Origin of the sequence: Kingella denitrificans ATCC 33394, from assembly GCF_000190695.1 — a bacterium.
Classification (GTDB): domain Bacteria; phylum Pseudomonadota; class Gammaproteobacteria; order Burkholderiales; family Neisseriaceae; genus Kingella_A; species Kingella_A denitrificans.
Genome location: NZ_GL870929.1, coordinates 1,483,898 through 1,509,936, shown reverse-complemented (window position 1 = coordinate 1,509,936; position 26,039 = coordinate 1,483,898). Strand labels below are relative to the sequence as shown.

The following is a 26,039-nucleotide window of genomic DNA, read 5'->3' as shown; positions in this document are numbered from 1 at the left end:
TTATGCCCTCGTCAATTTAATAGTGTTCATCAGGCCGCCGAGTTGGGCGTTGGCCGGATGGTGCGGCAGGTGTACCACGTTTTCGGGCAGCGTTTTGTCGGCGCGCACGGTCACGTTGGCGGTGTGGCCGTGTTGTTCGGCCAGCACTTCGTCGCCATCCACCAGGCCGAGCATGCCCAGCGTCATGGGGTGTACGCGCGCTTCGGGCACGGCGGCGTGTTGGGTTTGCTGCAAAGATGCGGCACGGCGCACAATCGGGTCGGTGTGGTAAATGCCCACGCCGCCCACGCGCACGAGTTTGTCGGCATTATTGAAAGCAGCCTGCACCTGTCCGTTGCTGAAATTATTGAGTTTTTCAGGCAGCGCATCTGCATTGCCCAAGGCTTCCGCCAGCACTTCTTCGCTGCTCTCGAAACCGAAGCCGTCCAGCGCGAACAGGTTGCCCAGCACGCGCAGCACTTTCCACAGCGGTTTGCTGTCGCCCAATGCTTTGGTAACGCCGTAGAACGACTGCAAGCGTCCTTCCATGCTGATGAAGCTGCCGGAAGTTTCGGTGAACGGCGCAATCGGCAGCAGCACGTCCGCCACGTCCAGCAGGGTGTCGCTTTCGTATGCGGTAAACGCCAACACGCTGCCCGCCTGTTTCAGGCTGTCCACGGCTTTGCCGCCGCCCAACACGTCCACATCGGGCTCGACATTCAGCAGCAGCACGGCTTTTTTCGGTTGGGCGACCAAATCGGCAATCGCAGCCTGGTTGAAGCCCAGCACGTCCGCGCCCACGCTGTTGGCCGCCTGCGGCAAAATGCCGAAGCGCGCGCCCAATGCCAATGCCGCTTTCTGCGCCGCATGGTAAATCGCCGCGTAATCCGGATGGTTTTGCACTTCCGCGCCCAAGACGATGGCGGCGCGTTCGGCGTTTTGCAGGCTGCCTGCAACGGCTTCGGGCAGGTTGTTCAGATAGTCCGCCCAAGTATTCGGGTGGCGCACGTCCTGCGTCAGCAGCGGCATATGCAGTTCTTCCGCCTGTGCGGACAACACGCTCACCGCCATGCCGTTTTTCGCAGCGCGGCGCAGGCGTGCGGTCAGCAGCGGCTGTTCTTTGCGCAGCACCGCGCCGACCACCAGCACGGCGTTGTTGTCTGCCAGCTCTTCAATCGTTTGGCCGAGCCATTGCGCGCCTTGCAGGCTGCCTGAAAGGCGGCTGTCGCTTTCGCGCAGGCGTGCGGTGGTGGCGTTCACGCCCAATCCGTCGGCCAGTTTTTTCGCCAGATACAGTTCTTCCACCGTGTTCATCGGGTTCGCCCACACGGCGATTTGGTCTTTGCCGTATTCGTTGCCCACACATTCGAGCGTGTGGCGCACATATTCGAGCGCAGTCGGCCAATCCACCGTCTGCCATTCGCCGCCATGCTTGATTTTCGGCTGCGTCAGGCGGCTTTCGTGGTTCAGGCCTTCATACGCGAAACGGTCTTTATCCGACAGCCAGCATTCGTTAATGGCTTCGTTTTCGCGCGGCAGCACGCGACGCACGGTGTGTTCTTTGGTCTGAACTTCCAGATTCGAGCCCAGCGCGTCGTGCGCGGACACAGATTTGCGGCGGCTCAATTCCCACGTCCGCGCGTTGAAGCGGAACGGTTTGCTGGTCAATGCGCCCACAGGGCAGAGGTCAATCACGTTGCCCGACAGTTCGGTTTCCACCGCTTTGCCGACAAAGGTCATGATTTCGGACAATTCGCCGCGGTTGGCAATACCGATTTCCTGTTCGCCGGCAATTTCTTCGGTAAAGCGCACGCAGCGGGTGCAGTGGATGCAGCGGCTCATTTCCTGCGTGGAAATCAGCGGGCCCATTTCTTTGGGTTTTACAGCGCGTTTTTCTTCTCCGTAGCGGCTGGACGACATACCGTAGCCCACCGCCAAATCTTGCAACTGGCACTCGCCGCCCTTGTCGCACACGGGGCAGTCCAACGGGTGGTTGATGAGCAGGAACTCCATCACGCCTTCCTGAGCCTGCTTGGCTTTGGCCGAATGCGTGTGCACCACCATGCCGTCCGTTACCGGCGTGGCGCAGGCGGGCAATGGTTTGGGGGCTTTTTCCACTTCCACCAGGCACATACGGCAGTTGGCGGCAATGGAGAGTTTTTTGTGGTAACAGAAATGCGGGATATATGTCCCCAGCTCGTGCGCAGCTTCCATTACGGTCGCGCCCTGCTGTACTTCAATCTGTTTGCCGTCTATTTGGATTTGTAACATGGTTCTTCCTAGTTACCGGATTTTTGAAAAGGGGTGCAGGCTGCTTTGGGCGGCCGTGCCTGCAATCATATTGTTCTTAACTGTCTGTATCTGCTGTTTGTTTGCGCCGCTGTCTGGTGTGCAGGCTGCTTTTATTGCGCCCGATATTTATCCAACAGGGCTTTGGCTTCGAGCAATCCCAGCCCAAATTGCAGGCGGATGGCTTTGATGTCGGCCACATTGTTGCCCATCAAATTCTGTTCGAGCCACGCGGCGACTTCGGGATTGCCCAGCAGCAGGGCGGCAATTTTGTCTGCATTCGACTGCGCCTTAGTCTTCTGAATATAGCTGACGACCACATAGCCCACCACCGCGCCGAGCGCGACAACACTCATATCTGCCATATCTTGACTCCTGTTTCAGGCAGCCTGCACTTTACCAACTGCCCCATTGGTGCGGCTTCATCGGTTTACCGTGCTCGATGTAGTGTTCAAACTCGGCGCGGAAGTGTTTGGTGAAGCTGCGGACGGGGAACACGGCGGCATCAGCCAGCGCGCAAATGGTGCGGCCGGCCATGTTGTTGCCCACGCTGTCGAGCAGTTCCAAATCGTCGGGACGGCCTTTGCCGCTGGCGATGCGGTGCACGACACGGTAGAGCCAGCCCGTACCTTCGCGGCAGGGGGTGCATTGGCCGCAGGATTCTTCGTGGTAGAAATAGCTCAACCGCTCCAAGGCTTTGACCATGCACACATCTTCGTCCATCACGATAATCGCGCCAGAACCGAGCATGGAACCGGCTTTGGCAATGCTGTCATAGTCCATGTTCAAGCCCATCATAATGTCGCCGGGCAACACGGGCGCGGACGAACCGCCGGGAATAACGGCTTTGAGTTTTTTGCCGCCGCGCATGCCGCCCGCCATTTCCAACAGTTTGGCAAATGGCGTGCCCAATGGCACTTCGTAGTTGCCGGGGCGTTCCACGTGGCCGGAAATGGAGAAGAGCTTGGTGCCGCCTGCGCCTTCAATGCCTTGGTCGGCAAAGGTTTTGCCGCCGTCGCGGATAATGAAGGGGATGGACGACAGGGTTTCGGTGTTGTTGATGGTGGTGGGTTTGCCATATAAACCGAATGATGCAGGGAACGGCGGCTTGAAGCGCGGCTGGCCTTTTTTACCTTCCAACGATTCGAGTAATGCGGTTTCTTCGCCGCAGATGTATGCGCCGTAACCGTGGTGGGCGAAGAGCTCGAAATCGAAACCGCTGCCCATGATGTTCTTGCCGAGCAGGCCTGCTTCGCGAGCTTCTTTCAGCGCAGCTTCAAAGCGTTGGAAACCCTCGAAAATTTCGCCGTGAATGTAGTTGTAGCCGGCTTCCGCGCACATGGCGTAACCCGCAATAATCATGCCCTCAATCAGCGCGTGGGGGTTGTACATGATGATGTCGCGGTCTTTGAACGTGCCGGGTTCGCCTTCGTCCGTGTTGCAGACAACATATTTTGCACCGGGCAGGGAACGGGGCATGAAGCTCCATTTCAGGCCGGTGGGGAAGCCCGCACCGCCGCGTCCCCGCAAACCGGATGCTTTGACTTCGTCAATCACGTCGTTTTGCGGTGTTTTTTCGCTCAAAATCTTGCGCAACGCCTGATAGCCGCCGCGCGCCTGATAGGCCGCCAGCGTCCAGCAGTTCGGGTCTTGGGTGTTTACGTCTTTGAAGATTACGCCGGATTGGTAGATTGCCATTTGGATTGTACCTAGGTTTGTTTTCAGGGTTCAGGCAGCCTGCAAACGGGGCTGCTTGGGTTTGTTGGGATGCAGGCTTTTTGTGCGCCTTGTGTCAAAACGGCCAGTGTTGCATGATTCCGCGCAATTCTTCGGCGCGGCGGTTGTTCGTCTCGGCGATGCAGGCATTGCGCCGCATTTCGTTTGCCGTACCGATTGCGCCGCCACCGAGCGATGCTGCCCAAGAGCAATGATTCTGGCGATATGTCGCAAAACTGTGTTCCGCCGCCTTTAATTTTTGCTGTGCGGCGAGGACATAGCGGCGGTCTTCGTTCCACGCTCGAATTTTGGCGGTGGCCTGCCGTTGTGCCTGCCGCAAGTTTGCCGCGCTGATTTCAGCGGCACGGCGGACACAGTCCCGAACTTCGGTTTGGGCAAAATGACGTTCGCTGCAACGGCGGCGGATATTGTATTCGGTCTGCACGATTTCGGCAGCCGCATGGGTGGCCGACAGGAATGCGGCAAGCAATAGTGCAGTTTTACCGGGCATGGTTTTGTTTTCTGGCGGTTTGGCTTTCGGCACAGGATGCCGCCTTTGGTTTTCAGGCTGCCTGAAAGCGTGGGTATGGCGGCAAGACGCCATGTTTAATCTTTAAAATTTTCTGCGGCCGTACGAATCGGCCTTTCCCGCAGAGAGAAGGGTTTGGGGGTGCAGGCTGCTTTTCAGGCTGCCCGAACATTCACTCCAACTCTGCCAGTTTCTTGTCAATCGCTTCCGCGTCCATATAGCTGCACATGGTGTGGTTGTTCAGCAGCATCACGGGGGCATCGCCGCACGCACCCATGCACTCGCCTTCTACCAGGGTGAACTTGCCGTCCGCAGTGGTTTCGCCGTAGTCAATGCCGAGCTTTTGTTTCAGGTATTCGCCCGCATCCACGCCGCCGCGCAGGGCGCAGGGAAGGTTGGTGCAGACGGTGAGTTTGTATTTGCCCACGGGCTTGAGGTCGTACATATTGTAGAACGTGGCGACTTCATACGCCGCGATGGCAGGAATGCCGACATATTGCGCCACATATTCGATGGTTTCGGGCGCAAGGTAGCCAAGCTCGGTTTGGGCGATACGCAACGCGCCCATAATGGCGCTGCGGCGTTGGTCGGCGGGATATTTGGCCAGTTCGGTGTCGATTTGTTGCAACAATTGTGCGGATAACATGGTTTTGTTCTCGATAATAATGATGGGGCGGGTTTCAGGTAGTCTGAAAACTAATTTAAACGGTTAAATCCACTCTTCGTTTTGCAAATGATTTCACTACGGCTTCATACCATTGTTTAATAGTTTGAGTGGTTTCTACATCATCGCTCTTACAACGTTTTAATGTGCCGCGCACATCTTTCAATGTTTTTGGTTCAATCGCCCAATCTAAAACACGAATAGGACGGCGATTCACAATCCAATCCGTATCGGGATTAGCATCGTCAGTAACTTTATATGCCCCGCCCGTAACTTGGACAAGCGCAATCAGCTCTCCCCCGCGTTTTAGTGCAACAATGTCATTAACCTGAATCTCATTGATAAAACGGTTAATTTGTTCTTTTCCTTCTTCCCATTGTCCCAAACCAATGATTTTTTTGTGTTCTAAAATCCAATCAATGTTTTCAGAAAGTTCCATTTCGCCAGTTCGGTGCATCTGCATATGCCAAAAATTCATTTCTAATAGCCTTCTTATTTGTTTGCCCAGCTTTCAGGCAGCCTGAAAAGTGCAGGCTGCTTTTTGCGGCTTATCTGTCCACTTCCCCGAATACGATATCCTGCGTGCCGATAATCGCCACCACGTCGGCGAGCAGGTGGCCGCGCGCCATTTCGTCCATGCCTTGCAGGTGGGCAAAGCCGGGGGCGCGGATTTTCAGGCGGTAGGGCTTGTTCGCGCCGTCCGAGATGATGTACACGCCGAATTCGCCTTTGGGGTGTTCCACGGCGGTGTAGGTTTCGCCTTCGGGCACGTGCATGCCTTCGGTAAACAGTTTGAAATGGTGAATCAGATCTTCCATGCCCTGCTTCATTTCGGTGCGTTTGGGCGGGGCGACTTTGTGGTTGTCGGTAATCACGGGCAGGCCGGGGTTCGCACGCAGCCAGTCGGCGCACTGCTTGATGATGCGGACGGACTGGCGCATTTCGGCCATGCGGCAGAGATAGCGGTCATAACAGTCGCCGTTCACGCCGACGGGGATGTCAAAATCGATTTGGTCGTACACTTCATACGGTTGTTTTTTGCGCACGTCCCATTCCACGCCGGAACCGCGCAGCATCACGCCGGTGAAGCCTTTTTGCAGCGCGCGCTCAGGGGAAACCACGCCGATGCCGACCGTACGCTGTTTCCAAATACGGTTGTCAGTGAGCAGGGTTTCCAGCGTGTCGATGTTTTTGGGGAAGCGTTCGCAGAAGGCGTCGATAAAGTCGAGCATGGTGCCTTCGCGGGAAGCGTTGAGTTCTTTCAACACTTTCGCGCTGCGGAATTTGCTTTTTTCGTATTTCGGCATGAAATCGGGCAGGTCGCGGTACACGCCGCCGATGCGGAAATACGCGGCGTGCATGCGTGCGCCGGACACGGCTTCGTACAAATCCATCAGCTCTTCGCGGTCGCGGAAGGCATACAGAATCGCGGTCATCGCGCCAATATCCAGCGCGTGCGAGCCGACGCCCATCAGGTGGTTCAGGATGCGCGTTACTTCGGCGAACATGGTGCGGATGTATTTGGCGCGGATGGGGATTTCCAATCCGAGCAACTTTTCCACGGCAAGGCAATAGGCCTGCTCGTTAACCATCATGGAAACGTAGTCCAAACGGTCCATATACGGCAGGGCCTGCAGGTAGGTTTTGGTTTCGGCCAATTTTTCCGTGCCGCGGTGCAGCAAGCCGATATGCGGGTCGGCGCGGACGATTTGTTCGCCGTCCAATTCCAAAATCATGCGCAATACGCCGTGGGCGGCGGGGTGCTGCGGGCCGAAGTTGATGGTGTAGTTTCTGAGTTTAGCCACCGTAGTTCTCCTCGCGGACAACGCGCGGCGTGATTTCGCGCGGCTCAATGGTTACGGGTTGATAAATAACGCGTTTTTCAGTTTCGTCATAACGCATTTCCACATGGCCGGACACGGGGAAGTCTTTGCGGAACGGGTGGCCGACAAAGCCGTAGTCGGTCAGGATGCGGCGCAAATCGGGGTGTTCGTTGAAGATAATGCCGTACATATCGAAGGCTTCGCGCTCGTACCAGTCTGCGCCGTTATACAGGTGGGTAACGGTGTGGACGATGGGGAAGCTGTCGTCGTCCGCCCACACGCGCACGCGCACGCGCTGATTGTTTTGCACAGACAACAGTTGGCTGACCACGGCGAAGCGTTTGCCGTGCCATTCTTGGTTTTTGTAGGTGCTGTAATCCACGCCGCACAGGTCAATCAGTGTTTCAAAATGCAGCTCGGCATGGTCGCGCAGGGTCTGCATGATGTCGAGATAGTGCTCGGGACGGCATTCGACGGTGAGTTCGCCGAATGCGAGAATAATGTTGTCCGCCTTGCCGCCCAGTATGCGGGTGCAGGCTGCTTTTAGGTCTAAAACGTGCATGGTACGTTTCCTAGTTTTGGGGTGTTGGTTTTTTCAGTTCGCCTGAAAATTTTAAAAATCGTATCCGTAAATTTTGGGGCAATTATTCGGGATCATTTCCAGATATTTTTGGCAAAACTCAACGACATAATCCGTAAGGATATCGTATTCGTCTTCATCATCCCGGTAGTCGCATTCGCCTGTCTCGGCATCAGAAATAATACGGGCAACAATACCGTTAATGATTTCTCGTTTTTCAGGGAAGGCTTTATTTAATTCGGCTTGCAGGCAATGCGCCATGTTTTGATAGCCAAGTTCCCAGTTCATGTTGCCATTACGGTAATATTCGCTGGCCAGCCTGCCAATCAAACGCACAAGTTCGCCTTGCAAACTTGTGGCACTGCCTGACTCAGGCACAAACGCACTCCATAACTCATCATATTCTTTTTGGTATTTGCCGTTACCATCTGCATAGAGTGCCACTGCTATTTCCTTAAATGTCTTTGGTTTGGTGCCGGTGCGCATCCCGATATGATTTTTCAGGCTGCCTGAAATGCCTGCACGGCCGCCCATACGATTTCAGGCTGCTCTTTCACGGCTTCGTGTGCGGCAAACGGCACATTCATTAAATGCACATCGGGCAATTCGGTTTTCAGTTCAGTCCAGTCGTCAAAGGCGAATAGGAAATCAGCTTCTCCGCGTATGGCCAGCACGGGGGCTTGGATTTGGCGGATGTTTTCGTTGGGATAGCCGCTTGCGCCCTCATCCAGCCACATGGCTTTCAATGCCGCCGCCCATTTTTCCGCATCAGGCTTGGGGTTGGCTGCCTGATAGGCGGCGAGCTTTTCGGGCAGATTTTCTTTTACAAAGCCACTGTTTATCGCTTCAAACATCGGGCGGACACCATCCAAGTGCTTTTTGTGCCATTCCGCGCCTACGGTAATGATTTTTTCGATATTTTTGTCTTCCGCGCCCAATCGGTAGGCAGTTGTTCCGCCGTCGCTGAATCCGAACAGGCTGTATTTCTCCACGCCTTCGCGCCGCAGGATGTGACGCACATCATCAGCAGCTTGAGCATAGGTCAGCTCGGCCGTGCCGAGTGTGGAGCACCCGTGTCCGCGCGTATCTATCGCAATCACGCGGTAGTGTTGCTGCAAACGCGGCAGCAGCGAGGCAAAGTCGGCAATCGAACCGAAACCGCCGTGCAGCAGCACGATAACAGAAGCCGTTTCCTTGCCGCCAATTTGGTAGTGTAGCATCGCACCTTGATATTCGATGATTTTTGATTGCATGAATTTTCCTTGATTTAAGGTTGTCTGAAACGCCTCTGCTATTCCGTCCGTTTAATCATAAAGCCGTTGGACACGGTTTGCATACCGATTTTCGGGTAATAGCCCATGGCCGCGGGGGCGGAAAGCAGGAGCAGCATACTTTGTTCGCCGACCGCCTGTTTCACTTCGCCAATCAGGCGTTTGCCGATGCCTTGGTGCTGGTATTCGGCGCGCACGGCCAAATCGGACAGGTAGCAGCAGTAGCTGAAATCGGTCAGCGCGCGGGCAATGCCGACGGGCTTTTCGCCGTCCCATGCAGTGATGACGAGATTGGCGTGGCGGTACATCTCGCGGATGCGGTCGGCATCCTGAACGGGGCGTTTGATGCCGCTGCTTTGGCAAATGGCGATGATGTCGTCGATTTCGGGACGGCGTTGGTCGTAAGTAATGGCCATTTTGCTTTCTTTATAATGTGCAGGCTGCTTTTTTCGGTTTCAGGCTGCCATCGTTCCAAAAGCAGCCTGCACCCTAGTTCCGCGCAATCGTGCAGGTGCGTTTAATTTTGCCCTGAAGCTGGATAAGGCCGTACAGCAGGGCTTCGGCGGTGGGCGGGCAGCCGGGCACATACACGTCCACCGGCACGACGCGGTCTGCGCCGCGCACCACGGAATAGGAATAGTGGTAGTAGCCGCCGCCGTTGGCGCACGAACCCATTGACAGCACCCAGCGCGGCTCGGCCATTTGGTCGTACACGCGGCGCAGGGCGGGCGCCATTTTGTTGGTGAGCGTGCCGGCCACAATCATCAAATCGGCCTGACGGGGGGACGGACGGAAGATGATGCCGAAGCGGTCAAGGTCGTAGCGCGCCATACCGGCGTGCATCATTTCCACCGCGCAGCATGCCAAGCCGAAAGTAACCGGCCAGAGCGAGCCCGTGCGGACATAGTTCAACACCGTATCCGCGCTGGCGGTTACGAAGCCTTTGTTCAAAACACCTTCTATTCCCATTCGAGCGCACCTTTTTTCCATTCGTAAACAAAGCCCACTGTGAGCACCACAATGAACACCAGCATCGACCAGAACGCATACGCGCCCGTGTCGGCCATCAGGTCTTTATACACCACTGCCCAGGGCACCATGAAGGCGACTTCGAGGTCGAACAAAATAAACAGGATGGCGACCAGATAATAGCGCACGTCAAACTTCATGCGCGCGTTTTCAAAGGCTTCAAAGCCGCATTCGAAGGGGGTGTCTTTTTCGGCGTAGTGGCGCTTGGGGCCTAAAAACGTGCCGAGCAAAATGAAGACGATACCGGCAATCAGGCCGATAATGGCGAAGATTAAAACGGGAAAATAGTTGGCCAACATATTTTGCACCTGCAAAATGGTTAATTTGTGTAATTTGCTATTTTAACGATTTTTTATGTTCTTTTGAAGCTGTTGCAGTCAAATTTCTGTAAAAAGTTCCAATATTTTCAATACGGTAATGATATTTATTCCCATTTGTGTGTGCATTGGGCGGTGTTTATTGATGCCGATGTGGCTTTTGCTTGTTTTCATTGACAAAAAAGCAGCCTGCACGGGACTGGAAAGCGTGCAGGCTGCTTTCGGTTATCGGGGCAGGTAAAACGATAAGCCGGGTTCTGTCGTTGGACAGTCATTCATCTAGACCTTGCGTTGCCGCAAGATTCGAGCAACCTACCCGAACGCTCGGCGAGCAGCGTCAATGCGTTCTGTTTGGTCTTGCTGCGGATGGGGTTTTGCCTGCCGCAAGCTGTTGCCAGTTGCGCGGTGCGCTCTTACCGCACCTTTTCACCCTTACCTGATTCGGGTTGCCCCGACCATCGGCGGTTTGGCTTTCTGTGCCACTTTCCGTTGCGTTGCCGCACCCGGCCGTTAGCCGGCATCCTGCTCTGTGCAGCCCGGACTTTCCTCCCCGTGTTGCCACGCGGCGACTGTCTGTTCCACCTGCGGCGCGGATTATAGCACGGTCGGTACCGTTTGCGGCGGCGGCAAAAAGCAGCCTGCACTCCCGCATTTGCACGGGGCGGATATTTCTGTGGATAAATAGGCGCGCGATATCTGAAGACCACAGCCGTATTGCCGGGATTCTGCGGCACGGTAAAAAGCAGCCTGCACGTTGCAGCGTGAGTTTTAATTTTCACAAATTTTATTTGAAACAATAAATTACCAACACCCCGCTTCTTCCACCTGCCGACCAGCATAACAAGCATTCCACGAACCGCCGTCCGCCTGCCGACCTGTGGATAATCATGTGAACAAATACTGCAAAACCTGCATGGATACGTCGTCAGGGCATAAAAAAGCAGCCTGCACTCCCCCTTTTTTAAAGTGCAGGCTGCTTTTTGAGCGGCGGACAATCAACCCGTCAGTTGTTTGCTGATGATTTTCTTCAGCGGCAGCAGATTGTTGCTCACGCGCAGCACCGCGCCGCGCAGCAGTTTCACCGGCGCGTGTTCGGTGGTGAAGAAGGTTACCATCGCGTTCGTGCCGTGATACAGCGGCCGCGTGTGCAGTTGGTGCTGTACGTTATAGACTTCCAGCACGTCTTTGCTGCCAATGTCTTTGCCGGCCGCATCTGCTTTCAAAATCTGGCGCGACAGGATATCCGTGCTTTCCAAGCCCAGGTTGTAGCCGTGCGCCGTTACCGGGTGCATGCCCACCGCCGCATCGCCAATCAACGCGCAGCGCGTGCCGTAGAACTTGGCGGCGTGCACGCCCACCAGCGGATAAGTGTGCACCGTGCCGGCAATTTCCATTTCGCCCAGGCGGCCGCCCAGCATTTTCTGCGCTTCTTTGGCCAACTGTTCCGGCGGCAAATCCAAAAGTTCGTGCGCTTTGGTGTTGGAAATGGTGATGACGCAGTTGGTCAAATGCTCTTCCAGCGGCAGCAATGCCAGCGTGCGGCCATAGAAAAAGCATTCGCTGGCAGTGTGCTGGTTGGAAATCGTGTGTTTGGTGCGGAACACGATGACCGTGCGGCCGAAATCGTGCATATCAGCGGCAATGCCCAGCTGGCGGCGGGTTTGCGACAAACGGCTGTCGGCGGCCACCAGCAGTTTGGCGGTCAGCGTGTCGCCGTTTTCCAGTTCCACCAAGGCGCGGTTTTCGTTGGTTTCCACGCTTTTCACGCCCACGCCGCAACGCAGTTCCACATTCGGCATTTGCGCCACTTCTTCATAAGCCGCGCGGCGGATGTTGTGGTTGGAAATCAGGTTGCCCAAGCGGTCGGTTTTGCCGCCGCGCGCTTTGGTCGGTTCGGGAAAGTGCAGCGTGTAATCCGAAGTGCCGTTATACACTTTCGCATCGCGCAGGCGGTAAATCTCGTTTTCGGGAATGCGCTGCCACATGCCCAAATGCTGCATAATTTCGCGCGAACGGTGTGTCAGGGCGATTTCGCGGCCGTCGTATGCCGGATTTTGCAGGCTTTCCAACGGCGCTTTTTCGATAACGGTAATCCGCAGGCGGCTGTCTTTGAATTGTCGTGCAAACGCCAAACCTGCGGGGCCGGCGCCCACCACTAAAATATCAGTATCCATATGCTGCATCCTTCCTTTTGATAAGAAATGAAAACAAGCGGCCATTGTAACGCAGTTGCCTGCCGCTGGGTATGAAAAAAGCGCACCGTCCGGCTGCCTTATACCAAATTTTGATGTGCAGGCTGCCCGAAAAGGTTTAAAATTCAGCTTATTCACTCAATTTTAAAGGGACGATGCCATGAAATTATCCACCCTGTTCTGCCTTGCCCTTGCCTGCTCGCTCGCGGCAGCCTGCACTTGGGAAACCTACCAAACCGAAAACGGTGGCACGGCGCTGCGCCAAAAATATCCTAACGGCACAGGTGTTTACTACACCAACGGCGCGGCATCGCAAAACACGCATTACCACGAATCGCGCCCCGTGCAGCACGCCATCCTGCCGAAATAACGCCTGCCGCACCCATCGAAAGCAGCCTGCACTTTGGAACATCGAAGTGCAGGCTGCTTTTTATGCGGCGAAAGCTGTATCGCAACAGCCGTCTGCACCTGTTTCTGTGTGGGGTGCGCCTTAAATAGAGTGGGTATGGCGGCGATACGCCATGCGCTGCCTGTCAATGTGCGATTCCCATTCGGGTTTGCCCCACAGGGAGAGACAGACGGCGGCATCCTATTAAATGATTCAATGAAAAGCAGCCTGCACTCCGATTCCCAAAGTGCAGGCTGCTTTTTGAATAGCGGCTCAACGCAGCCGGCCGTTCTTTATCGACAATCCGCCCAGCTGCCGCGCCAAACCCTGCGACCGCAGCGCGTGCGTAATCGCCACCGCCAAGCCGTCCGCTGCATCGGCCTGCGGCGTGCCCGACAAGCCCAGCATCTGCACCACCATGTGCTGCACCTGCTCCTTCGCTGCCTTGCCCTGCCCCACCACGCTCTGCTTCACTTGCAGCGCCGTGTATTCATACACCGGCAAATCTCGCAGCACCAACGCGGCCACCGCTGCCCCGCGCGCCTGCCCCAACATCAGCGTGGCGGCAGGGTTCACGTTCACAAACACCTGCTCCACCGCCGCCTGATTCGGACGGTATTCCGCCACCAAATCACCAATGCCGCGCACAATCATGCCGATTCGGCCGGCCAATTCATCGTTCGGCAGCGTTTTGATGCAGCCGGAAGCCACATAGACCGGCTCGCGCCCGTGCCAGTCGATAACGCCGAAACCGGTAATGCGGCTGCCGGGGTCGATGCCGAGTATGCGGATGGGTTTGCTCATGATTTATCCGTATTTTCAATAAAATATAGTGGATTAAAATCAAAATGAGACAAGGCGGCGAGCCGCAAGGCGTACAAATAGTACGTCAAGGCGAGCCAACGCCGTATCATTGCCATTTTAATCCACTATACAAAGTGCAGGCTGCTTTTCGAACCGACCAAAAGCAGCCTGCACCCTTTGCATTAAAACATCACAAATAGAATTTTTCCAACACGTTCAGTTGGTCGTCCAAACGGTACACCAGCGGCTGGCCGGTCGGGATTTCCAAGCCCATAATGTCCGCGTCGGAAATGCCTTCGATATGCTTGGCCAATGCGCGCAGGCTGTTGCCGTGTGCCGCCACCAAAACGCGTTTGCCCGACAAAATGGCCGGTGCGATTTTATCGTGCCAAAACGGCAGCACGCGCTCCAAAGTCACTTTCAGATTTTCGCCGTCGGGAATAACGTCGGCAGGCAGGCCGGCATAGCGGCGGTCTTTGTGGGCGGAAAACTCATCGTCGCGGCTCAGCAACGGCGGCAGTGTGTCGTAGCTCCTGCGCCAAATGTGCACTTGCTCGTCGCCGTATTTTTCCGCCGTCTGCTTTTTGTCCATGCCCTGCAATGCGCCGTAATGGCGCTCGTTCAGCCGCCAGGTTTTGATTTGCGGCACAAACAGCTGGTTGGATTCTTCCAGCACCAGATTACAGGTTTTAATCGCGCGCGTCAGCACGGAAGTGAAGGCGATATCGAACTCGTAGCCCGCTTCCGCCAGCTTGCGGCCGGCCGCCTGCGCTTCGGCAATGCCCTGCTCGCTCAATTTCACATCGCGCCAGCCTGTAAACAGGTTTTTCGCGTTCCATTCACTCTGCCCGTGGCGGATAAACACCAGTTCCATCATCGTCCTTTCGGTTGCCGTTTGAAAATGTCGCATTTTAACATGATTGCGCCGCACGTATTCAATATGCAGGCTGCCTGCAACACGTCCAATTTAAATATAAACAGCTTCAAACGGCAGTATGCGGCATTATCTGTTCCAATTTAACATTCGGATTTTCATGTTAAAATCGCAACGAACCAATACTTTTGATATTTTAGGGAATATGATGGCGCATTACGATGAAGAAACCCGCGATGAAATCAGCACGGGCGAATGGATTGCCAGCACGATTCTGGCCCACCTGCCCTTAATCGGCATTATTATATTGCTTGTTTGGGCATTCGGCGGCGGCACATCGCCCACCAAAGCCAACTGGGCAAAAGCGCAGCTTATTTTAGCAGTATCCCTATTGGTTTTAGCTGCCGTATTTTTCCCCGACCTATTTGCAATCTTGCTGCTCTTAACACAATTCTGCCTTATATGGCATTAAGCGCACGGATAATATCCTTTTCGACCAACCGCCCCCTTCCGCCACAAAAGCGAAAGAACGGTTGGCAAAAACCTTTAAAAGCAGCCTGCACCTTGGAAAATAAAAGTGCAGACTGCTTTTTATGCGGTCGAAGGTGTGGGGCAAAAACCGTCAGCCTCCTACCTTTAAAACGCAGGAATAGCGGCGATACGCCATAAAACCGTCCGAATACGCCCTATTCGCTGCGGTATATCCATTCAACGTTTTCGTGCATGAAGGCTTCGGGAAACAGATATTCGCCGCGGAACACGGCCATGTCCAGATATTGCCATTGCGGCGAAAACTGCGGCGCGTGCGGGCGGACGGCTTCCAGCAGCAGCAAGGTGCAGTAATACGGCTGCCGGTCGCGCGCGGCCAGCACAAACGGCCTGCCCCGTTGCACGGCGGCGGATTGTGCGGCCTGCCGTCGTTGCGGCGTGGTGAGAAATTTGGGGCGCGCCACGGCAATGCCGTCGGCCTTGTCGGCGGCGGCAAATTCGTCCAGCTGCGTGAGCAGCACTTGGTCGGGATGCTTCGGGTCGTCATCGGTGGCGGCATGCGCCACAACCACTTGCGGCACGGTCTGCACAATTATGCCGATGTGCGAATAGCGGCTGCGGCTGATGCTTTTAATCACGCGGCTGTCGGCGGAAATGCCGCTGCGGAAAACCCAATCGCCCGGTTCCAGCCGCGAAACATCTGGCAGCGGCACGGCGCGGGGTGCAGGCTGCTTTTGCAGCCAAACCACCCACACTGCCAGGCACACAACAAAAACCGCCGCCCATCGGAGCAGGCGGCGTTTGGGTTGGTTTACAGGCGGATTTTCCATGTGCCGTCCACGCTAATCAGGCGCACCCTGTCCGTGTGGGTTTTGCCGCTTTTGAACTGCGTTTTCACGTTCACGTTGGCACGGTTGTTGTCTTTCGGGTCGATGGCGGCAGGTTCTGCGGTAATGCTCTCCACACCGCCCTGCTGCTCGGCAAATGCTTTCTGCTCGGCCACACCCGCCTTGATTTTGCCGCTCAGCATTTCTTGTACGCCCGGTTTTTGTTTGTCCGCATCGTCCAAATGCACCATGGCGACCACCGCATCGGCATTGCCGTTATAAATTTCGCTGACAAATTTTTTGGCGGTGTCTTCGGGCGATTTGCCCGAACAGGCAGCCAGCAGCAGCGACACGGCAAATGTGGAAACAAGTTTGGTCATGGTTTTCATACAAAATCCTTACGTTACGATGGGGAAACACGGAGAGTGTACCACAAACGATTTGGGTTTGGATAAAGGCGCGGCGGATACGAAAAAAGCAGCCTGCGCCTTGGAAAATCAAAGTGCAGGCTGCTTTCCTTGCCTATGCTTCACCCTCTGCGGCTTCCGCTTCGTCTTCTTCGCTTTCGGCCACGCGTTCCAGCGACACCAGCGTGGTGCCTTCATCCAAATTAATCAGGCGGACACCGGCGGCGGCACGGCCGGTTTCGCGCACCTGTTCCACTTTGGTGCGGATGAGCACGCCGCCGGAAGTGATGAGCATCAAATCGTCCGCCGGGGAAACGAGTACCGCACCGATGAGTTCGCCGTTGCGCTCGCCTGTGTCGATGGCGATGATGCCCTGGCCGCCTTTTCCTTTGCGGGTGTAATCGGCAATCGGCGTGCGTTTGCCGTAGCCGTTTTGGGTGGCAGTGAGCACCTGCAAATCGCTGCCGATTTCAGCGGTGAGCAGGCTGACGATGCGGCCGTTTTCAGGCAGCCTCATGCCGCGCAGGCCGCCGCTGCCGCGTCCGCTGGGGCGCACGCCTTTGTTGGTTTGCAGGTTGAATTCGGTTTCGCCGCCGTCTTCTTCGTCTTGTTGCAGGCTGCCTGAAACGTCGTTTTCGGCTTCGTCTTCATCGCCTGCGCCGCCCGCCCAGTATTCGTTGAAGCGGATGGCTTTGCCTAAGTTTGAGAACAGCATGATGTCGCTGCTGCCGCTGGTTTTCGCCACGCCCACCAGGCTGTCGCCTTCTTTAAGGGCGATGGCTTTGATGCCTTTGACGCTGACGTTTTTAAACGCGGACAGCTGCACTTTTTTCACCACGCCCATCGCGGTGGCGAAGAAGACGTATTCGTCTTCGGGGAATTCGCGCACGGGCAGGATGGCGGAGACTTTTTCGCCGTCGTCCAACTGGATGACGTTGTTAATCGGCCGTCCGCGCGAATTGCGGCCGCCTTCGGGCAGGCGATACACCTTAATCCAGTGGCAGCGGCCCAAATTGGTGAAGCACATCAGATAATCGTGCGTGTTCGCCACAAACAGGGTTTCGATGAAGTCTTCGTCTTTGGTGGCGGCCGCCTGTTTGCCGCGCCCGCCGCGTTTTTGCGCTTGGTAATCGCTGGTGGGCTGGGTTTTGATGTAGCCACCGTGGGTGAGCGTTACCACCATTTCGCGCGGCGGAATCAGGTCTTCGTCGGCAATGTCGCCGCCGCCGAACGGGTTGATTTCGCTGCGGCGTTCGTCGCCGAACTGGGTTTGCATTTCCACCAGTTCGCCCTCGATGATTTGGCGCACGCGTTCGGGTTTGGCCAGAATGTCCAGCAAGTCCATAATAATATCCATTAAAGACTTGTATTCTTTCACAATTTCGTCTTGATCCAGGCCGGTCAGGTTACGCAGGCTCATGCGCAGGATGGCGCGCGCCTGTTCGTCCGACAGCCAATAGCCGTCCGGGTGCAGGCCGCGGTTTTCAGGCAGCCATTCGGGGCGCGCCAAGGTCAAATCCAAGTCGCTGCGGCTCAACATTTCGCTCACCAAAGCAGACTGCCATGCGCGCCCCATCAGGGCTTCGCGCGCGGCGTCCACGTCGGCTGAGGCCTTAATCAGCGCAATCATTTCGTCAATATTCGACAGCGCAACCGCCTTGCCTTCGGCAATATGCCCTTCGGCGCGCGCCTTTTTCAGGCGGAACAGGGTGCGGCGCGTGACGACTTCGCGGCGGTGGCGCAGGAATTCGTTCAAAATCTGCTTCAAATTCAGCAGGCGTGGCTGACCGTCCACCAGCGCAACCATGTTGATGCTGAATGTGTCTTGCAGCTGAGTGAGTTTGTACAGCTGGTTCAGCACCACTTCGGCGTTTTCGCCGCGTTTGAGTTCGATGACGATGCGCGTGCCGTCTTTGTCGGATTCGTCGCGCAACTCGGCAATGCCTTCCACGGTTTTTTCGCGCACCAATTCGCCGATTTTTTCCACCAGCTTGGATTTGTTCACCTGATACGGGATTTCATCGACCACAATCGCTTCGCGCTCACCGTTTTTGCCGATGGGCTCGATATGCGATTTGCTGCGGATGACCACGCGGCCGCGGCCGGTCTGGTAGCCCGCGCGGATGCCGGTCAAGCCATAAATGGTGGCGCCGGTGGGGAAATCGGGGGCTTTGACGATGTCGATGAGTTCATCGATGCCGGTTTCGGGGTCGTTCAAAAGTTTCAGGCAGCCTGCAAGCGTGTCGCGCAGGTTGTGCGGCGGAATGCTGGTGGCCATGCCCACGGCAATGCCTTCGGAGCCGTTCACCAACAGGGCGGGGAAGCGTGTGGGCAGCACCAGCGGTTCGCGTTCGCTGCCGTCGTAGTTGTCGCCGAAATTGACGGTTTCTTCTTCAATGTCGGCCAACATTTCGTGGGCGATTTTCGCCATGCGGATTTCGGTATAACGCATGGCCGCGGCCGCGTCGCCGTCCACCGAGCCGAAGTTGCCCTGCCCGTCCACCAGCATATAGCGCATGGAAAACGGCTGTGCCATGCGGACAATGGTTTGGTACACCGCGGAATCGCCGTGCGGGTGGTATTTACCGATAACGTCGCCGACCACGCGGGCGGATTTTTTGTATGCGCTGTTCCAGTTGTTTTTCAGCTCGTGCATGGCGTACAGCACGCGGCGGTGCACGGGTTTCAGGCCGTCGCGCACATCGGGCAGCGCGCGCCCGACGATGACGGACATGGCGTAGTCCAGATAGGACTTTTTCATCTCGTCTTCAAGGCTGACGGGGATGGTTTCTTTGGCAAATTGGTGGTCGTTCGCGCCGGTCATACTGGGCTTCCGTTTGATGAAATGAAAAAATGTGCAATTTTAACATGAAAACACGCTTTTAGCGCGGAACGATTTTGCAGGCTGCCTTGGTGGCAGGGAAAAAGCAGCCTGCACCTTCCCATCTTTAAAGTGCAGGCTGCTTTTTAGGGCGCAGGATTAAAAACCGCCGTCACACGCCAATACGGCTTTCCCTTTCATCTCTTCCCCGTAATCATTGCCGTCGTAACTATCGACATACGCCTGATAGCCTTTTAAGAAACTTGCCATATCATGAGCATCCGCTTTCCCGCCACCCATTTCTTCAAACAGTTTCAACGCTACTCGTCTGTCGGCCGACAGGGTTTTCGGTATGGCGTAACGCACACGGCGCAATTTGTCTTTGGCCTCGGCAAGCGGCACATCCAACACCAAATAATGCGTTACGGAATCCCCTATTGCCACCAACACCAATTCTTTCACCGGAAGCCCATGATAAGTCCCGCGGACAGATAGTTTGACGAAGTCGCCCGAATGATCGTCCATCACACGCCCGACAGCATTTTCATAACCTTTCGGCACGGCAACTTTACCCGAAGAAATAGTACGTCCGGTTTTGGGGTCCGTTGTTACAGCTTCCATACTTTTTATCAACCGCGCTAATTCCGGCGGGCGATTGTCTGAAGCGCACCCGTCCGTTTCCAAATACTTAAACAGCGGCGTCCAATCCGCGGTTTTCGGCGTGTTCGGCTCAATAGAAGTGTGCAGCGTGGCGGACTGCTTGACGGGATCAACACTGACAGAACTGGCCGAATTACTTGACGAGCTCTCATTCTTAGGGCGCGCGGTCATATCAACCGACAATCCATTATCACAGGCGGCAATAAACAATGTCAGCAGGGCAGTAAAAATCGTTTTTTTCATGATGAAAATCCTTTGTTGACGAGGGAGGCAGGAGTGAGGAACAACACGGCAGCATATTGTTTTTCTTTTGATTTGTTAATACTCATTGAATTGAATTGATTGATGATTTACCGCCAATGAAAAGCAGCCTGCACTTTGAATTTGAGACGTGCAGGCTGCTTTTATTCATTCTTCCGCCGCCGCTTTGAGCCGATACAGCACGTCCAGCGCCTGCCGCGGCGTGAGCTCGTCCGGATTCACGGCGGCCAGCTGCTGCAACACAGGATTTTCGGCAACGGGCGCGTCCGCTTCTTCCGGCGGCGCGGCAAACAAATCCAGTTGGCGGTCGGCGGTTTGCTGTTCCAGCTGTTTGAGCTGCCGCTGCGCCGCCTTCAACGCGCGCGCGGGTAATCCGGCCAGTTTCGCCACGGCAATGCCGTAGCTTTTTTCGGCGGCACCGTTTTGCACATTGTGCAGAAACACGATGTCGTGCCCCTGCTCCAACGCCGACAAATGGCTGTTGAACGCGGCGGCATATTGGTTGGGCAACTGGGTCAGCTCGAAATAATGCGTGGCAAACAGGCTCAAAGAGCCGTTTTTCTGCAACAAATGTTCGGCGGCGGCATGCGCCAATGCCAGCCCGTCGAACGTGGACGTGCCGCGCCCCACTTCGTCCATCAACACCAGCGATTGCGGCGTGGCGTTGTGCAGGATATAGGCGGTTTCGGACATTTCCACCATAAACGTGGAGCGGTTGCCCGCCAAATCGTCGCTGGCTCCGATGCGCGTGAATATCTGGTCGATGCTGCCGATTTTGGCATGCTCGGCCGGCACGAAGCTGCCCGTGTGCGCCAAAAGCACAATCAGCGCGGTTTGCCGCATATAAGTGGATTTGCCGCCCATGTTCGGGCCGGTGAGCAGGCAGAGTTTCCGCGCTTCGTCCAAATCCGTATCGTTCGGCGTGAAATGCGCCACCTGCCGCTCCACCACAGGGTGCCGTCCGGCGCGGATATGGATTTCGCTGCCGCTGCAAAATTCGGGCATGGTGTATTGCCGCTCCCGTGCGGTGCGGGCGAAACCGTCCAGCACATCCAGCGTGGCGGCGGCTTTGGCGGCCTTCTGAATGCGGGGCAACTCGGTTTGCAGACTGCCCAAAAGTTGCTCGAACAAGGTTTTTTCCAACGCCAGCGCGCGCTCCTGTGCCGCCAGAAACTTGTCTTCAAAAGCTTTGAGTTCGGGCGTGATGAAGCGCTCGGTGTTTTTCAGCGTTTGTCGGCGCTGGTAATCGGCCGGCGCTTCTTCTGCCTGATTTTTCGACAATTCGATATAAAACCCGTGCACACGGTTGTATTCCACTTTCAATGTGGACAACTGCGTACGCTGCCGTTCGCGCTCTTCCAGTTCGCGCAACGCATCGTCGCCGTGCGTCTGCAAATGGCGCAGTTCGTCCAGTTCGGCGTGGTAGCCGTGGTTGATGACGCCGCCATCTTTCAGCCACACGGAAGGCTCGGGCAGCAAAGCAGCCTGCAACAGCTTGGCAACGCCCTGCGTTTCGGGAAAGCAGCCTGCAAGCGTGTCCAGCAGGCTGCTTTGCGGCAGATGAATATCCTGCAAGACCGACAGGCTGTCGCGCAGCGCCGACAAATCGCGCGGCCGTGCCGAACCCAGCGCAATCCGCGCGGCAATGCGTTCGATGTCGGCCATCTTTTTCAGGCAGCCTGCAACGTCATCGCCCCCGTGTCGGCGCAAGGCTTCCACCGCATCCAACCGCGCCTGAATGTGCGGGCGGTGGCGCAGCGGATGATGCAGCCAATGCGCCAGCAGGCGGCTGCCCATGTTCGTCATACAGTTGTCCAACACGGAAAACAGCGTGGGTGCAGGCTGCCCCTGCAAGGTTTGCGTGACTTCCAGATTGCGCCGCGTGGCCGCATTCATCGCCACAAATTGGCTTTCGTGCTCCAGCACCAGCGCGTCCATGTGCGGCGGCAGTTGGTTTTGCGTGGTTTTTAAATAATTGAGCAGCGCGCCGGCCGCCGAAATTGCCGCCGAATGCTGCGCCAAATCCAATCCGAACGCGCGCAAATCCTGACAGCCGAAATAATCGGTCAGCAAAGCGAACGCCGCATCGGGCGCAAACTGCCAATGGTGCAGGCGGCTCACGGGAATTTTCGGGCAATTTTCGGGCAACTTGAACGCCGCATCCGCCAAAAGTTCCGACACTTGCAGCCGCGCCAATTCGTCCGCCAGCCGTTCAATCGGGATGATTTTGACGCAGAATTCGCCGCTTTCCAGCGCCGCCCAAGCCAATGCAGCCTGCTTTTTGCCGGCAAACAACGCAGCAATGCGGTTGGTCTGCTTGTCTTCCAGCAGGGCGGAATCCGTCAGCGTGCCGGCAGTAACGATGCGCACGACTTTGCGCTCCACCACCTTGCCCGCGCCCACTTCGCCGACCTGTTCGCAAATCGCCACGCTTTCGCCCAGTTTCACCAGTTTCACCAAATATTGCTCCGCCGCGTGATACGGCACGCCTGCCATCTTGATGGGTTCGCCGTTGCACTGGCCGCGCGTGGTGAGCGTGATGTCCAGCAGCTTCGCCGCCTTCACCGCGTCATCGAAAAAAAGTTCGTAAAAATCACCCATGCGGTAAAACACCAGTTTGTCTTGGTGCTCGGCTTTAATCGCAAGGTATTGCTGCATCATGGGCGAAAGGGGTTTGATCGTCATAAATTTTCCCGATATTTCGTGTCGCCCGCAGATTTTAACGGTTTTTGCGCCGCCTGCACATTTTCCGTGCAGGCTGCTTTGCGGCAAATCGGACACAAAAAGCAGCCTGCACCCCGCCAAACAACACAATAGATTGACAAACTGTTTGTTATAGCGCGATAATGCTCGGCTTGCTGGCATGGTGCCGGCAAGATATTTTTCAACAGGAATAAAAATATGCCAACGATTAACCAATTGGTTCGCAAAGGCCGTAAAAAGCCCGTTTATGTGAACAAAGTTCCCGCGCTGGAAGCGTGCCCGCAAAAACGCGGCGTGTGCACCCGCGTGTACACCACAACCCCTAAAAAACCAAACTCAGCTTTGCGTAAAGTCTGCAAAGTGCGCCTGACCAACGGTTTTGAAGTTATTTCATACATCGGCGGTGAAGGCCACAACCTGCAAGAGCACAGCGTGGTGCTGATTCGCGGCGGTCGTGTAAAAGACTTGCCGGGTGTGCGTTACCACACAGTACGCGGTTCTTTGGATACGGCCGGTGTTAAAGACCGTAAACAAGCGCGTTCTAAATACGGTGCTAAACGCCCTAAATAATCCCGCACCGAGTAAATTCATAAACCCCAATCACTGGCACGTCGGTTTTCAGGCAGCCTGCACTTGAACGCAGCTTTGCTGAAGCCGAGTAAGTGAATGTTTTAATAAACATTCATGGGAATGCCCCAACTGAATAGATTTAAGGAATTAAAATGCCAAGACGTAGAGAAGTCCCCAAGCGCGACGTACTGCCCGATCCTAAATTCGGCAGCGTTGAATTGACCAAATTCATGAACGTGTTGATGATCGACGGCAAAAAAGCCGTTGCAGAACGCATTGTTTACGGCGCATTGGAACAAATTGCCAAAAAAGTGCAAGGCAAAGAAGCCATCGAAGTATTTAACGAAGCGATTAACAATGCCAAACCATTGGTAGAAGTGAAAAGCCGCCGCGTAGGTGGTGCGAACTACCAAGTTCCTGTTGAAGTGCGCGCAACACGCCGCTTGGCATTGGCAATGCGCTGGGTGCGCGACGCAGCACGCAAACGCGGCGAAAAATCCATGGATTTGCGCCTGGCGGGCGAGCTGATTGACGCGGCAGAAGGCCGTGGCGGCGCAATGAAAAAACGCGAAGAAGTGCACCGTATGGCAGAAGCCAACAAAGCATTCTCTCACTTCCGTTTCTAATCTAGAGAGGATTATCAAATGGCTCGCAAAACCCCCATCAGCCTGTACCGCAACATCGGTATTTCGGCTCACATTGACGCCGGTAAAACCACCACGACCGAACGTATCCTGTTCTACACCGGTTTGACACACAAACTGGGTGAAGTGCATGACGGTGCGGCAACCACCGACTACATGGAACAAGAACAAGAGCGTGGCATTACCATTACTTCCGCTGCCGTAACTTCCTACTGGTCCGGCATGGCGAAACAGTTCAAAGAACACCGTTTCAACATCATCGACACCCCGGGACACGTGGACTTTACCGTTGAAGTGGAACGCTCTATGCGCGTTTTGGACGGCGCGGTCATGGTGTACTGCGCGGTTGGCGGCGTACAGCCCCAATCCGAAACCGTGTGGCGTCAGGCCAACAAATACAAAGTGCCACGTTTGGCATTTGTGAACAAAATGGACCGCCAAGGCGCAAACTTCTTCCGCGTGGTGGAACAAATGAAAACCCGCCTGCGCGCCAACCCTGTGCCTATCGTCATCCCCGTGGGTGCGGAAGACGCATTTGAAGGCGTGGTGGACTTGCTGAAAATGAAAGCCATCATCTGGAACGAAGCCGACAAAGGCGTTACCTTTGAATACGGCGATATTCCTGCCGATTTGGTGGACACTGCGGAAGAATGGCGTCAATACATGATTGAAGCCGCCGCCGAAGCCAACGAAGAATTGATGGACAAATACTTGGGCGGCGAAGAGCTGACCGAGGAAGAAATCGTTGCCGCGCTGCGCGAACGTACACTGTCCGGCGAAATCCAACCGATGTTGTGCGGTTCCGCATTCAAAAACAAAGGCGTGCAACGCATGTTGGACGCAGTGGTTGAATTGCTGCCTGCACCAACCGACATTCCGCCCGTGCAAGGCATGAACCCCGATTCTGACGAAGCCGACAGCCGCGAAGCCAGCGACGACGCTCCGTTCTCCGCTTTGGCGTTCAAAATGCTGAACGACAAATATGTGGGTAACCTGACGTTCATCCGCGTGTATTCCGGCGTATTGAAATCCGGCGATACCGTTATCAACTCGGTAAAAGGCACGCGCGAACGTATCGGCCGTTTGGTGCAAATGACTGCTGCCGACCGTACCGAAATCGAAGAAGTACGCGCGGGCGACATTGCCGCCGCCATCGGCCTGAAAGACGTGACCACAGGCGAAACCCTGTGCGACGAAAAAGCACCTATCATCTTGGAACGCATGGAGTTCCCAGAGCCCGTTATCCATGTGGCCGTTGAACCCAAAACCAAAGCCGACCAAGAAAAAATGGGTATCGCTTTGAACCGCTTGGCAAAAGAAGACCCTTCGTTCCGCGTTCGCACGGACGAAGAATCCGGCCAAACCATTATTTCGGGTATGGGCGAGCTGCACTTGGAAATCATCGTGGACCGCATGAAGCGCGAATTCGGCGTAGAAGCCAATGTGGGCGCGCCTCAAGTAGCATACCGCGAGACCATCCGCAAAGCCGTTAAAGCCGAGTACAAACACGCGAAACAATCCGGCGGTAAAGGTCAATACGGCCACGTTGTGATTGAGATGGAACCGATGGAACCCGGTGGCGCAGGCTACGAGTTCATCGATGAAATCAAAGGCGGTGTGATTCCCCGCGAATTCATCCCGTCTGTGGACAAAGGTATCCGCGACACCCTGCCAAACGGCGTGGTAGCAGGCTTCCCTGTGGTGGACGTACGTATCCGCCTGGTATTCGGTTCTTACCATGATGTGGACTCTTCGCAACTGGCGTTCGAATTGGCTGCTTCACAAGCGTTTAAAGAAGGTATGCGTCAAGCATCGCCTGCGCTGTTGGAGCCAATTATGGCGGTTGAAGTGGAAACTCCGGAAGAGTACATGGGCGATGTAATGGGCGACTTGAACCGTCGCCGCGGCATCGTACTGGGTATGGACGACGACGGCATCGGCGGTAAAAAAGTCCGCGCCGAAGTGCCTTTGGCCGAAATGTTCGGTTACTCAACCGACCTGCGTTCTGCCACACAAGGCCGTGCAACCTACTCTATGGAATTTGCCAAATACGCAGAAGCCCCTGCACACGTTGCAGCGGAAGTTACTGCGGCACGCAAAGGCTGATAGAATCGGCACATAAAAAGCAGCCTGCACTTTCTTTTGGAGTTCAGGCTGCTTTTCGCATATACTGGCAGCCCTATCGTCAAAACAGGAGGTTTG

26 protein-coding genes and 1 other RNA gene are annotated in these 26,039 nt (G+C 55.5%); 5 read left to right on the top strand and 22 right to left on the bottom strand.

Annotated features, from left to right (window positions below):
• The 15 genes from nuoG to ubiM all read right to left on the bottom strand — a co-directional run bounded on the left by nuoG (position 1) and on the right by ubiM (position 12,371).
• Complete coding sequence (gene nuoG / locus HMPREF9098_RS07610) at positions 1-2,250, bottom strand: NADH-quinone oxidoreductase subunit NuoG (RefSeq protein WP_003783553.1); 2,250 nt, start codon at positions 2,248-2,250, stop codon at positions 1-3.
• 131 nt (positions 2,251-2,381) lie between these two features.
• Positions 2,382-2,633 (bottom strand): hypothetical protein, encoded by a 252-nt coding sequence (locus HMPREF9098_RS07605; protein ID WP_003783551.1) that lies wholly within the window; start codon positions 2,631-2,633, stop codon positions 2,382-2,384.
• A 31-nt stretch (positions 2,634-2,664) separates the two neighbouring features.
• On the bottom strand, positions 2,665-3,966 hold the full coding sequence (gene nuoF / locus HMPREF9098_RS07600; RefSeq protein WP_003783549.1) for an NADH-quinone oxidoreductase subunit NuoF: 1,302 nt from the start codon (positions 3,964-3,966) through the stop codon (positions 2,665-2,667).
• Between the two features lie 94 nt (positions 3,967-4,060).
• Complete coding sequence (locus HMPREF9098_RS07595; protein ID WP_169309624.1) at positions 4,061-4,495, bottom strand: lysozyme inhibitor LprI family protein; 435 nt, start codon at positions 4,493-4,495, stop codon at positions 4,061-4,063.
• Positions 4,496-4,685: 190 nt separating this feature from the next.
• On the bottom strand, positions 4,686-5,159 hold the full coding sequence (gene nuoE / locus HMPREF9098_RS07590) for an NADH-quinone oxidoreductase subunit NuoE (protein ID WP_003783542.1): 474 nt from the start codon (positions 5,157-5,159) through the stop codon (positions 4,686-4,688).
• 55 nt (positions 5,160-5,214) lie between these two features.
• Positions 5,215-5,655 (bottom strand): hypothetical protein, encoded by a 441-nt coding sequence (locus HMPREF9098_RS07585; protein WP_003783540.1) that lies wholly within the window; start codon positions 5,653-5,655, stop codon positions 5,215-5,217.
• A gap of 70 nt (positions 5,656-5,725) precedes the next feature.
• Positions 5,726-6,982 carry an NADH dehydrogenase (quinone) subunit D gene (gene nuoD / locus HMPREF9098_RS07580; RefSeq protein ID WP_003783538.1) on the bottom strand — a complete coding sequence of 419 codons (1,257 nt, stop codon included), beginning with the start codon at positions 6,980-6,982 and terminating at the stop codon, positions 5,726-5,728.
• The gene (locus HMPREF9098_RS07575; protein WP_003783536.1) at positions 6,975-7,562 is read right to left on the bottom strand and encodes an NADH-quinone oxidoreductase subunit C; all 588 of its coding nucleotides are present in this window, start codon (positions 7,560-7,562) and stop codon (positions 6,975-6,977) included. Before HMPREF9098_RS07575 ends, nuoD begins: the two co-directional genes overlap by 8 nt.
• Positions 7,563-7,613: 51 nt before the next feature.
• On the bottom strand, positions 7,614-8,114 hold the full coding sequence (locus HMPREF9098_RS07570) for a hypothetical protein (protein WP_040564362.1): 501 nt from the start codon (positions 8,112-8,114) through the stop codon (positions 7,614-7,616).
• A complete protein-coding gene (locus HMPREF9098_RS07565; protein WP_003783532.1) occupies positions 8,081-8,833 on the bottom strand; it encodes an alpha/beta fold hydrolase in 753 nt (250 codons plus the stop codon). Before HMPREF9098_RS07565 ends, HMPREF9098_RS07570 begins: the two co-directional genes overlap by 34 nt.
• A 38-nt stretch (positions 8,834-8,871) precedes the next feature.
• Positions 8,872-9,267, bottom strand: a complete 396-nt coding sequence (locus tag HMPREF9098_RS07560; protein WP_003783530.1) for a GNAT family N-acetyltransferase — start codon at positions 9,265-9,267, stop codon at positions 8,872-8,874.
• Between the two features lie 73 nt (positions 9,268-9,340).
• Positions 9,341-9,820 (bottom strand): NuoB/complex I 20 kDa subunit family protein, encoded by a 480-nt coding sequence (locus tag HMPREF9098_RS07555; protein WP_003783526.1) that lies wholly within the window; start codon positions 9,818-9,820, stop codon positions 9,341-9,343.
• Positions 9,811-10,179: an NADH-quinone oxidoreductase subunit A gene (locus HMPREF9098_RS07550; RefSeq protein WP_003783524.1), complete on the bottom strand. Its 369-nt coding sequence runs from the start codon at positions 10,177-10,179 to the stop codon at positions 9,811-9,813. Before HMPREF9098_RS07550 ends, HMPREF9098_RS07555 begins: the two co-directional genes overlap by 10 nt.
• Before the next feature lie 248 nt (positions 10,180-10,427).
• Positions 10,428-10,782, bottom strand: an RNA gene (gene rnpB / locus HMPREF9098_RS11255) — RNase P RNA component class A.
• 410 nt (positions 10,783-11,192) lie between these two features.
• On the bottom strand, positions 11,193-12,371 hold the full coding sequence (ubiM, locus tag HMPREF9098_RS07545) for a 5-demethoxyubiquinol-8 5-hydroxylase UbiM (RefSeq protein WP_040564361.1): 1,179 nt from the start codon (positions 12,369-12,371) through the stop codon (positions 11,193-11,195).
• A gap of 178 nt (positions 12,372-12,549) precedes the next feature.
• Between ubiM and HMPREF9098_RS07540 the strand changes: the two genes are divergently transcribed.
• Complete coding sequence (locus HMPREF9098_RS07540) at positions 12,550-12,759, top strand: hypothetical protein (protein WP_003783520.1); 210 nt, start codon at positions 12,550-12,552, stop codon at positions 12,757-12,759.
• 291 nt (positions 12,760-13,050) lie between these two features.
• Here HMPREF9098_RS07540 and ruvC read toward each other — a convergent pair whose 3' ends face one another.
• A complete protein-coding gene (gene ruvC / locus HMPREF9098_RS07535; RefSeq protein ID WP_003783518.1) occupies positions 13,051-13,581 on the bottom strand; it encodes a crossover junction endodeoxyribonuclease RuvC in 531 nt (176 codons plus the stop codon).
• A 190-nt stretch (positions 13,582-13,771) separates the two neighbouring features.
• On the bottom strand, positions 13,772-14,455 hold the full coding sequence (locus HMPREF9098_RS07530; RefSeq protein WP_040564360.1) for a 2,3-diphosphoglycerate-dependent phosphoglycerate mutase: 684 nt from the start codon (positions 14,453-14,455) through the stop codon (positions 13,772-13,774).
• A gap of 160 nt (positions 14,456-14,615) precedes the next feature.
• On the opposite strand from HMPREF9098_RS07530, the gene HMPREF9098_RS07525 reads away from it, so the two are divergent.
• Complete coding sequence (locus HMPREF9098_RS07525; protein ID WP_198489557.1) at positions 14,616-14,927, top strand: hypothetical protein; 312 nt, start codon at positions 14,616-14,618, stop codon at positions 14,925-14,927.
• A 214-nt stretch (positions 14,928-15,141) separates the two neighbouring features.
• Here the strand turns inward: HMPREF9098_RS07525 and HMPREF9098_RS07520 are convergent, their stop codons facing one another.
• The 5 genes from HMPREF9098_RS07520 to mutS form a co-directional block, all read right to left on the bottom strand.
• Positions 15,142-15,774, bottom strand: coding sequence for a C40 family peptidase (locus HMPREF9098_RS07520; protein ID WP_003783508.1), 633 nt, complete (start codon positions 15,772-15,774; stop codon positions 15,142-15,144).
• Positions 15,756-16,160 (bottom strand): DUF4878 domain-containing protein, encoded by a 405-nt coding sequence (locus HMPREF9098_RS07515; RefSeq protein ID WP_003783506.1) that lies wholly within the window; start codon positions 16,158-16,160, stop codon positions 15,756-15,758. Before HMPREF9098_RS07515 ends, HMPREF9098_RS07520 begins: the two co-directional genes overlap by 19 nt.
• A 133-nt stretch (positions 16,161-16,293) precedes the next feature.
• Positions 16,294-19,002 carry a DNA gyrase subunit A gene (gene gyrA, locus HMPREF9098_RS07510; RefSeq protein ID WP_003783504.1) on the bottom strand — a complete coding sequence of 903 codons (2,709 nt, stop codon included), beginning with the start codon at positions 19,000-19,002 and terminating at the stop codon, positions 16,294-16,296.
• Between the two features lie 156 nt (positions 19,003-19,158).
• Complete coding sequence (locus tag HMPREF9098_RS07505) at positions 19,159-19,902, bottom strand: hypothetical protein (protein WP_003783500.1); 744 nt, start codon at positions 19,900-19,902, stop codon at positions 19,159-19,161.
• A 165-nt stretch (positions 19,903-20,067) separates the two neighbouring features.
• Positions 20,068-22,605 (bottom strand): DNA mismatch repair protein MutS, encoded by a 2,538-nt coding sequence (gene mutS, locus HMPREF9098_RS07500; RefSeq protein ID WP_040564847.1) that lies wholly within the window; start codon positions 22,603-22,605, stop codon positions 20,068-20,070.
• A 216-nt stretch (positions 22,606-22,821) separates the two neighbouring features.
• Here mutS and rpsL point away from each other — a divergent pair, with 216 nt between their 5' ends.
• The 3 genes from rpsL (at position 22,822) to fusA (ending at position 25,943) form a co-directional block, all read left to right on the top strand.
• Positions 22,822-23,193: a 30S ribosomal protein S12 gene (rpsL, locus tag HMPREF9098_RS07495; RefSeq protein ID WP_003783497.1), complete on the top strand. Its 372-nt coding sequence runs from the start codon at positions 22,822-22,824 to the stop codon at positions 23,191-23,193.
• Positions 23,194-23,345: 152 nt separating this feature from the next.
• Positions 23,346-23,819, top strand: coding sequence for a 30S ribosomal protein S7 (gene rpsG, locus HMPREF9098_RS07490; protein ID WP_003783490.1), 474 nt, complete (start codon positions 23,346-23,348; stop codon positions 23,817-23,819).
• Positions 23,820-23,837: 18 nt separating this feature from the next.
• Positions 23,838-25,943: an elongation factor G gene (gene fusA / locus HMPREF9098_RS07485; RefSeq protein ID WP_003783489.1), complete on the top strand. Its 2,106-nt coding sequence runs from the start codon at positions 23,838-23,840 to the stop codon at positions 25,941-25,943.
• Positions 25,944-26,039: the final 96 nt, after the last annotated feature.

Bases quoted from the DNA above. Each gene is read 5' to 3' on its own strand.
- nuoG (WP_003783553.1), bottom strand. From the start codon at position 2,250: ATGTTACAAATCCAAATAGACGGCAAACAGATTGAAGTACAGCAGGGC.
- HMPREF9098_RS07605 (WP_003783551.1), bottom strand. From the start codon at position 2,633: ATGGCAGATATGAGTGTTGTCGCGCTCGGCGCGGTGGTGGGCTATGTG.
- nuoF (WP_003783549.1), bottom strand. From the start codon at position 3,966: ATGGCAATCTACCAATCCGGCGTAATCTTCAAAGACGTAAACACCCAA.
- HMPREF9098_RS07595 (WP_169309624.1), bottom strand. From the start codon at position 4,495: ATGCCCGGTAAAACTGCACTATTGCTTGCCGCATTCCTGTCGGCCACC.
- nuoE (WP_003783542.1), bottom strand. From the start codon at position 5,159: ATGTTATCCGCACAATTGTTGCAACAAATCGACACCGAACTGGCCAAA.
- HMPREF9098_RS07585 (WP_003783540.1), bottom strand. From the start codon at position 5,655: ATGAATTTTTGGCATATGCAGATGCACCGAACTGGCGAAATGGAACTT.
- HMPREF9098_RS07575 (WP_003783536.1), bottom strand. From the start codon at position 7,562: ATGCACGTTTTAGACCTAAAAGCAGCCTGCACCCGCATACTGGGCGGC.
- HMPREF9098_RS07570 (WP_040564362.1), bottom strand. From the start codon at position 8,114: ATGGGCGGCCGTGCAGGCATTTCAGGCAGCCTGAAAAATCATATCGGG.
- HMPREF9098_RS07565 (WP_003783532.1), bottom strand. From the start codon at position 8,833: ATGCAATCAAAAATCATCGAATATCAAGGTGCGATGCTACACTACCAA.
- HMPREF9098_RS07560 (WP_003783530.1), bottom strand. From the start codon at position 9,267: ATGGCCATTACTTACGACCAACGCCGTCCCGAAATCGACGACATCATC.
- HMPREF9098_RS07555 (WP_003783526.1), bottom strand. From the start codon at position 9,820: ATGGGAATAGAAGGTGTTTTGAACAAAGGCTTCGTAACCGCCAGCGCG.
- HMPREF9098_RS07550 (WP_003783524.1), bottom strand. From the start codon at position 10,179: ATGTTGGCCAACTATTTTCCCGTTTTAATCTTCGCCATTATCGGCCTG.
- ubiM (WP_040564361.1), bottom strand. From the start codon at position 12,371: ATGGATACTGATATTTTAGTGGTGGGCGCCGGCCCCGCAGGTTTGGCG.
- HMPREF9098_RS07540 (WP_003783520.1), top strand. From the start codon at position 12,550: ATGAAATTATCCACCCTGTTCTGCCTTGCCCTTGCCTGCTCGCTCGCG.
- ruvC (WP_003783518.1), bottom strand. From the start codon at position 13,581: ATGAGCAAACCCATCCGCATACTCGGCATCGACCCCGGCAGCCGCATT.
- HMPREF9098_RS07530 (WP_040564360.1), bottom strand. From the start codon at position 14,455: ATGGAACTGGTGTTTATCCGCCACGGGCAGAGTGAATGGAACGCGAAA.
- HMPREF9098_RS07525 (WP_198489557.1), top strand. From the start codon at position 14,616: ATGTTAAAATCGCAACGAACCAATACTTTTGATATTTTAGGGAATATG.
- HMPREF9098_RS07520 (WP_003783508.1), bottom strand. From the start codon at position 15,774: ATGGAAAATCCGCCTGTAAACCAACCCAAACGCCGCCTGCTCCGATGG.
- HMPREF9098_RS07515 (WP_003783506.1), bottom strand. From the start codon at position 16,160: ATGAAAACCATGACCAAACTTGTTTCCACATTTGCCGTGTCGCTGCTG.
- gyrA (WP_003783504.1), bottom strand. From the start codon at position 19,002: ATGACCGGCGCGAACGACCACCAATTTGCCAAAGAAACCATCCCCGTC.
- HMPREF9098_RS07505 (WP_003783500.1), bottom strand. From the start codon at position 19,902: ATGAAAAAAACGATTTTTACTGCCCTGCTGACATTGTTTATTGCCGCC.
- mutS (WP_040564847.1), bottom strand. From the start codon at position 22,605: ATGACGATCAAACCCCTTTCGCCCATGATGCAGCAATACCTTGCGATT.
- rpsL (WP_003783497.1), top strand. From the start codon at position 22,822: ATGCCAACGATTAACCAATTGGTTCGCAAAGGCCGTAAAAAGCCCGTT.
- rpsG (WP_003783490.1), top strand. From the start codon at position 23,346: ATGCCAAGACGTAGAGAAGTCCCCAAGCGCGACGTACTGCCCGATCCT.
- fusA (WP_003783489.1), top strand. From the start codon at position 23,838: ATGGCTCGCAAAACCCCCATCAGCCTGTACCGCAACATCGGTATTTCG.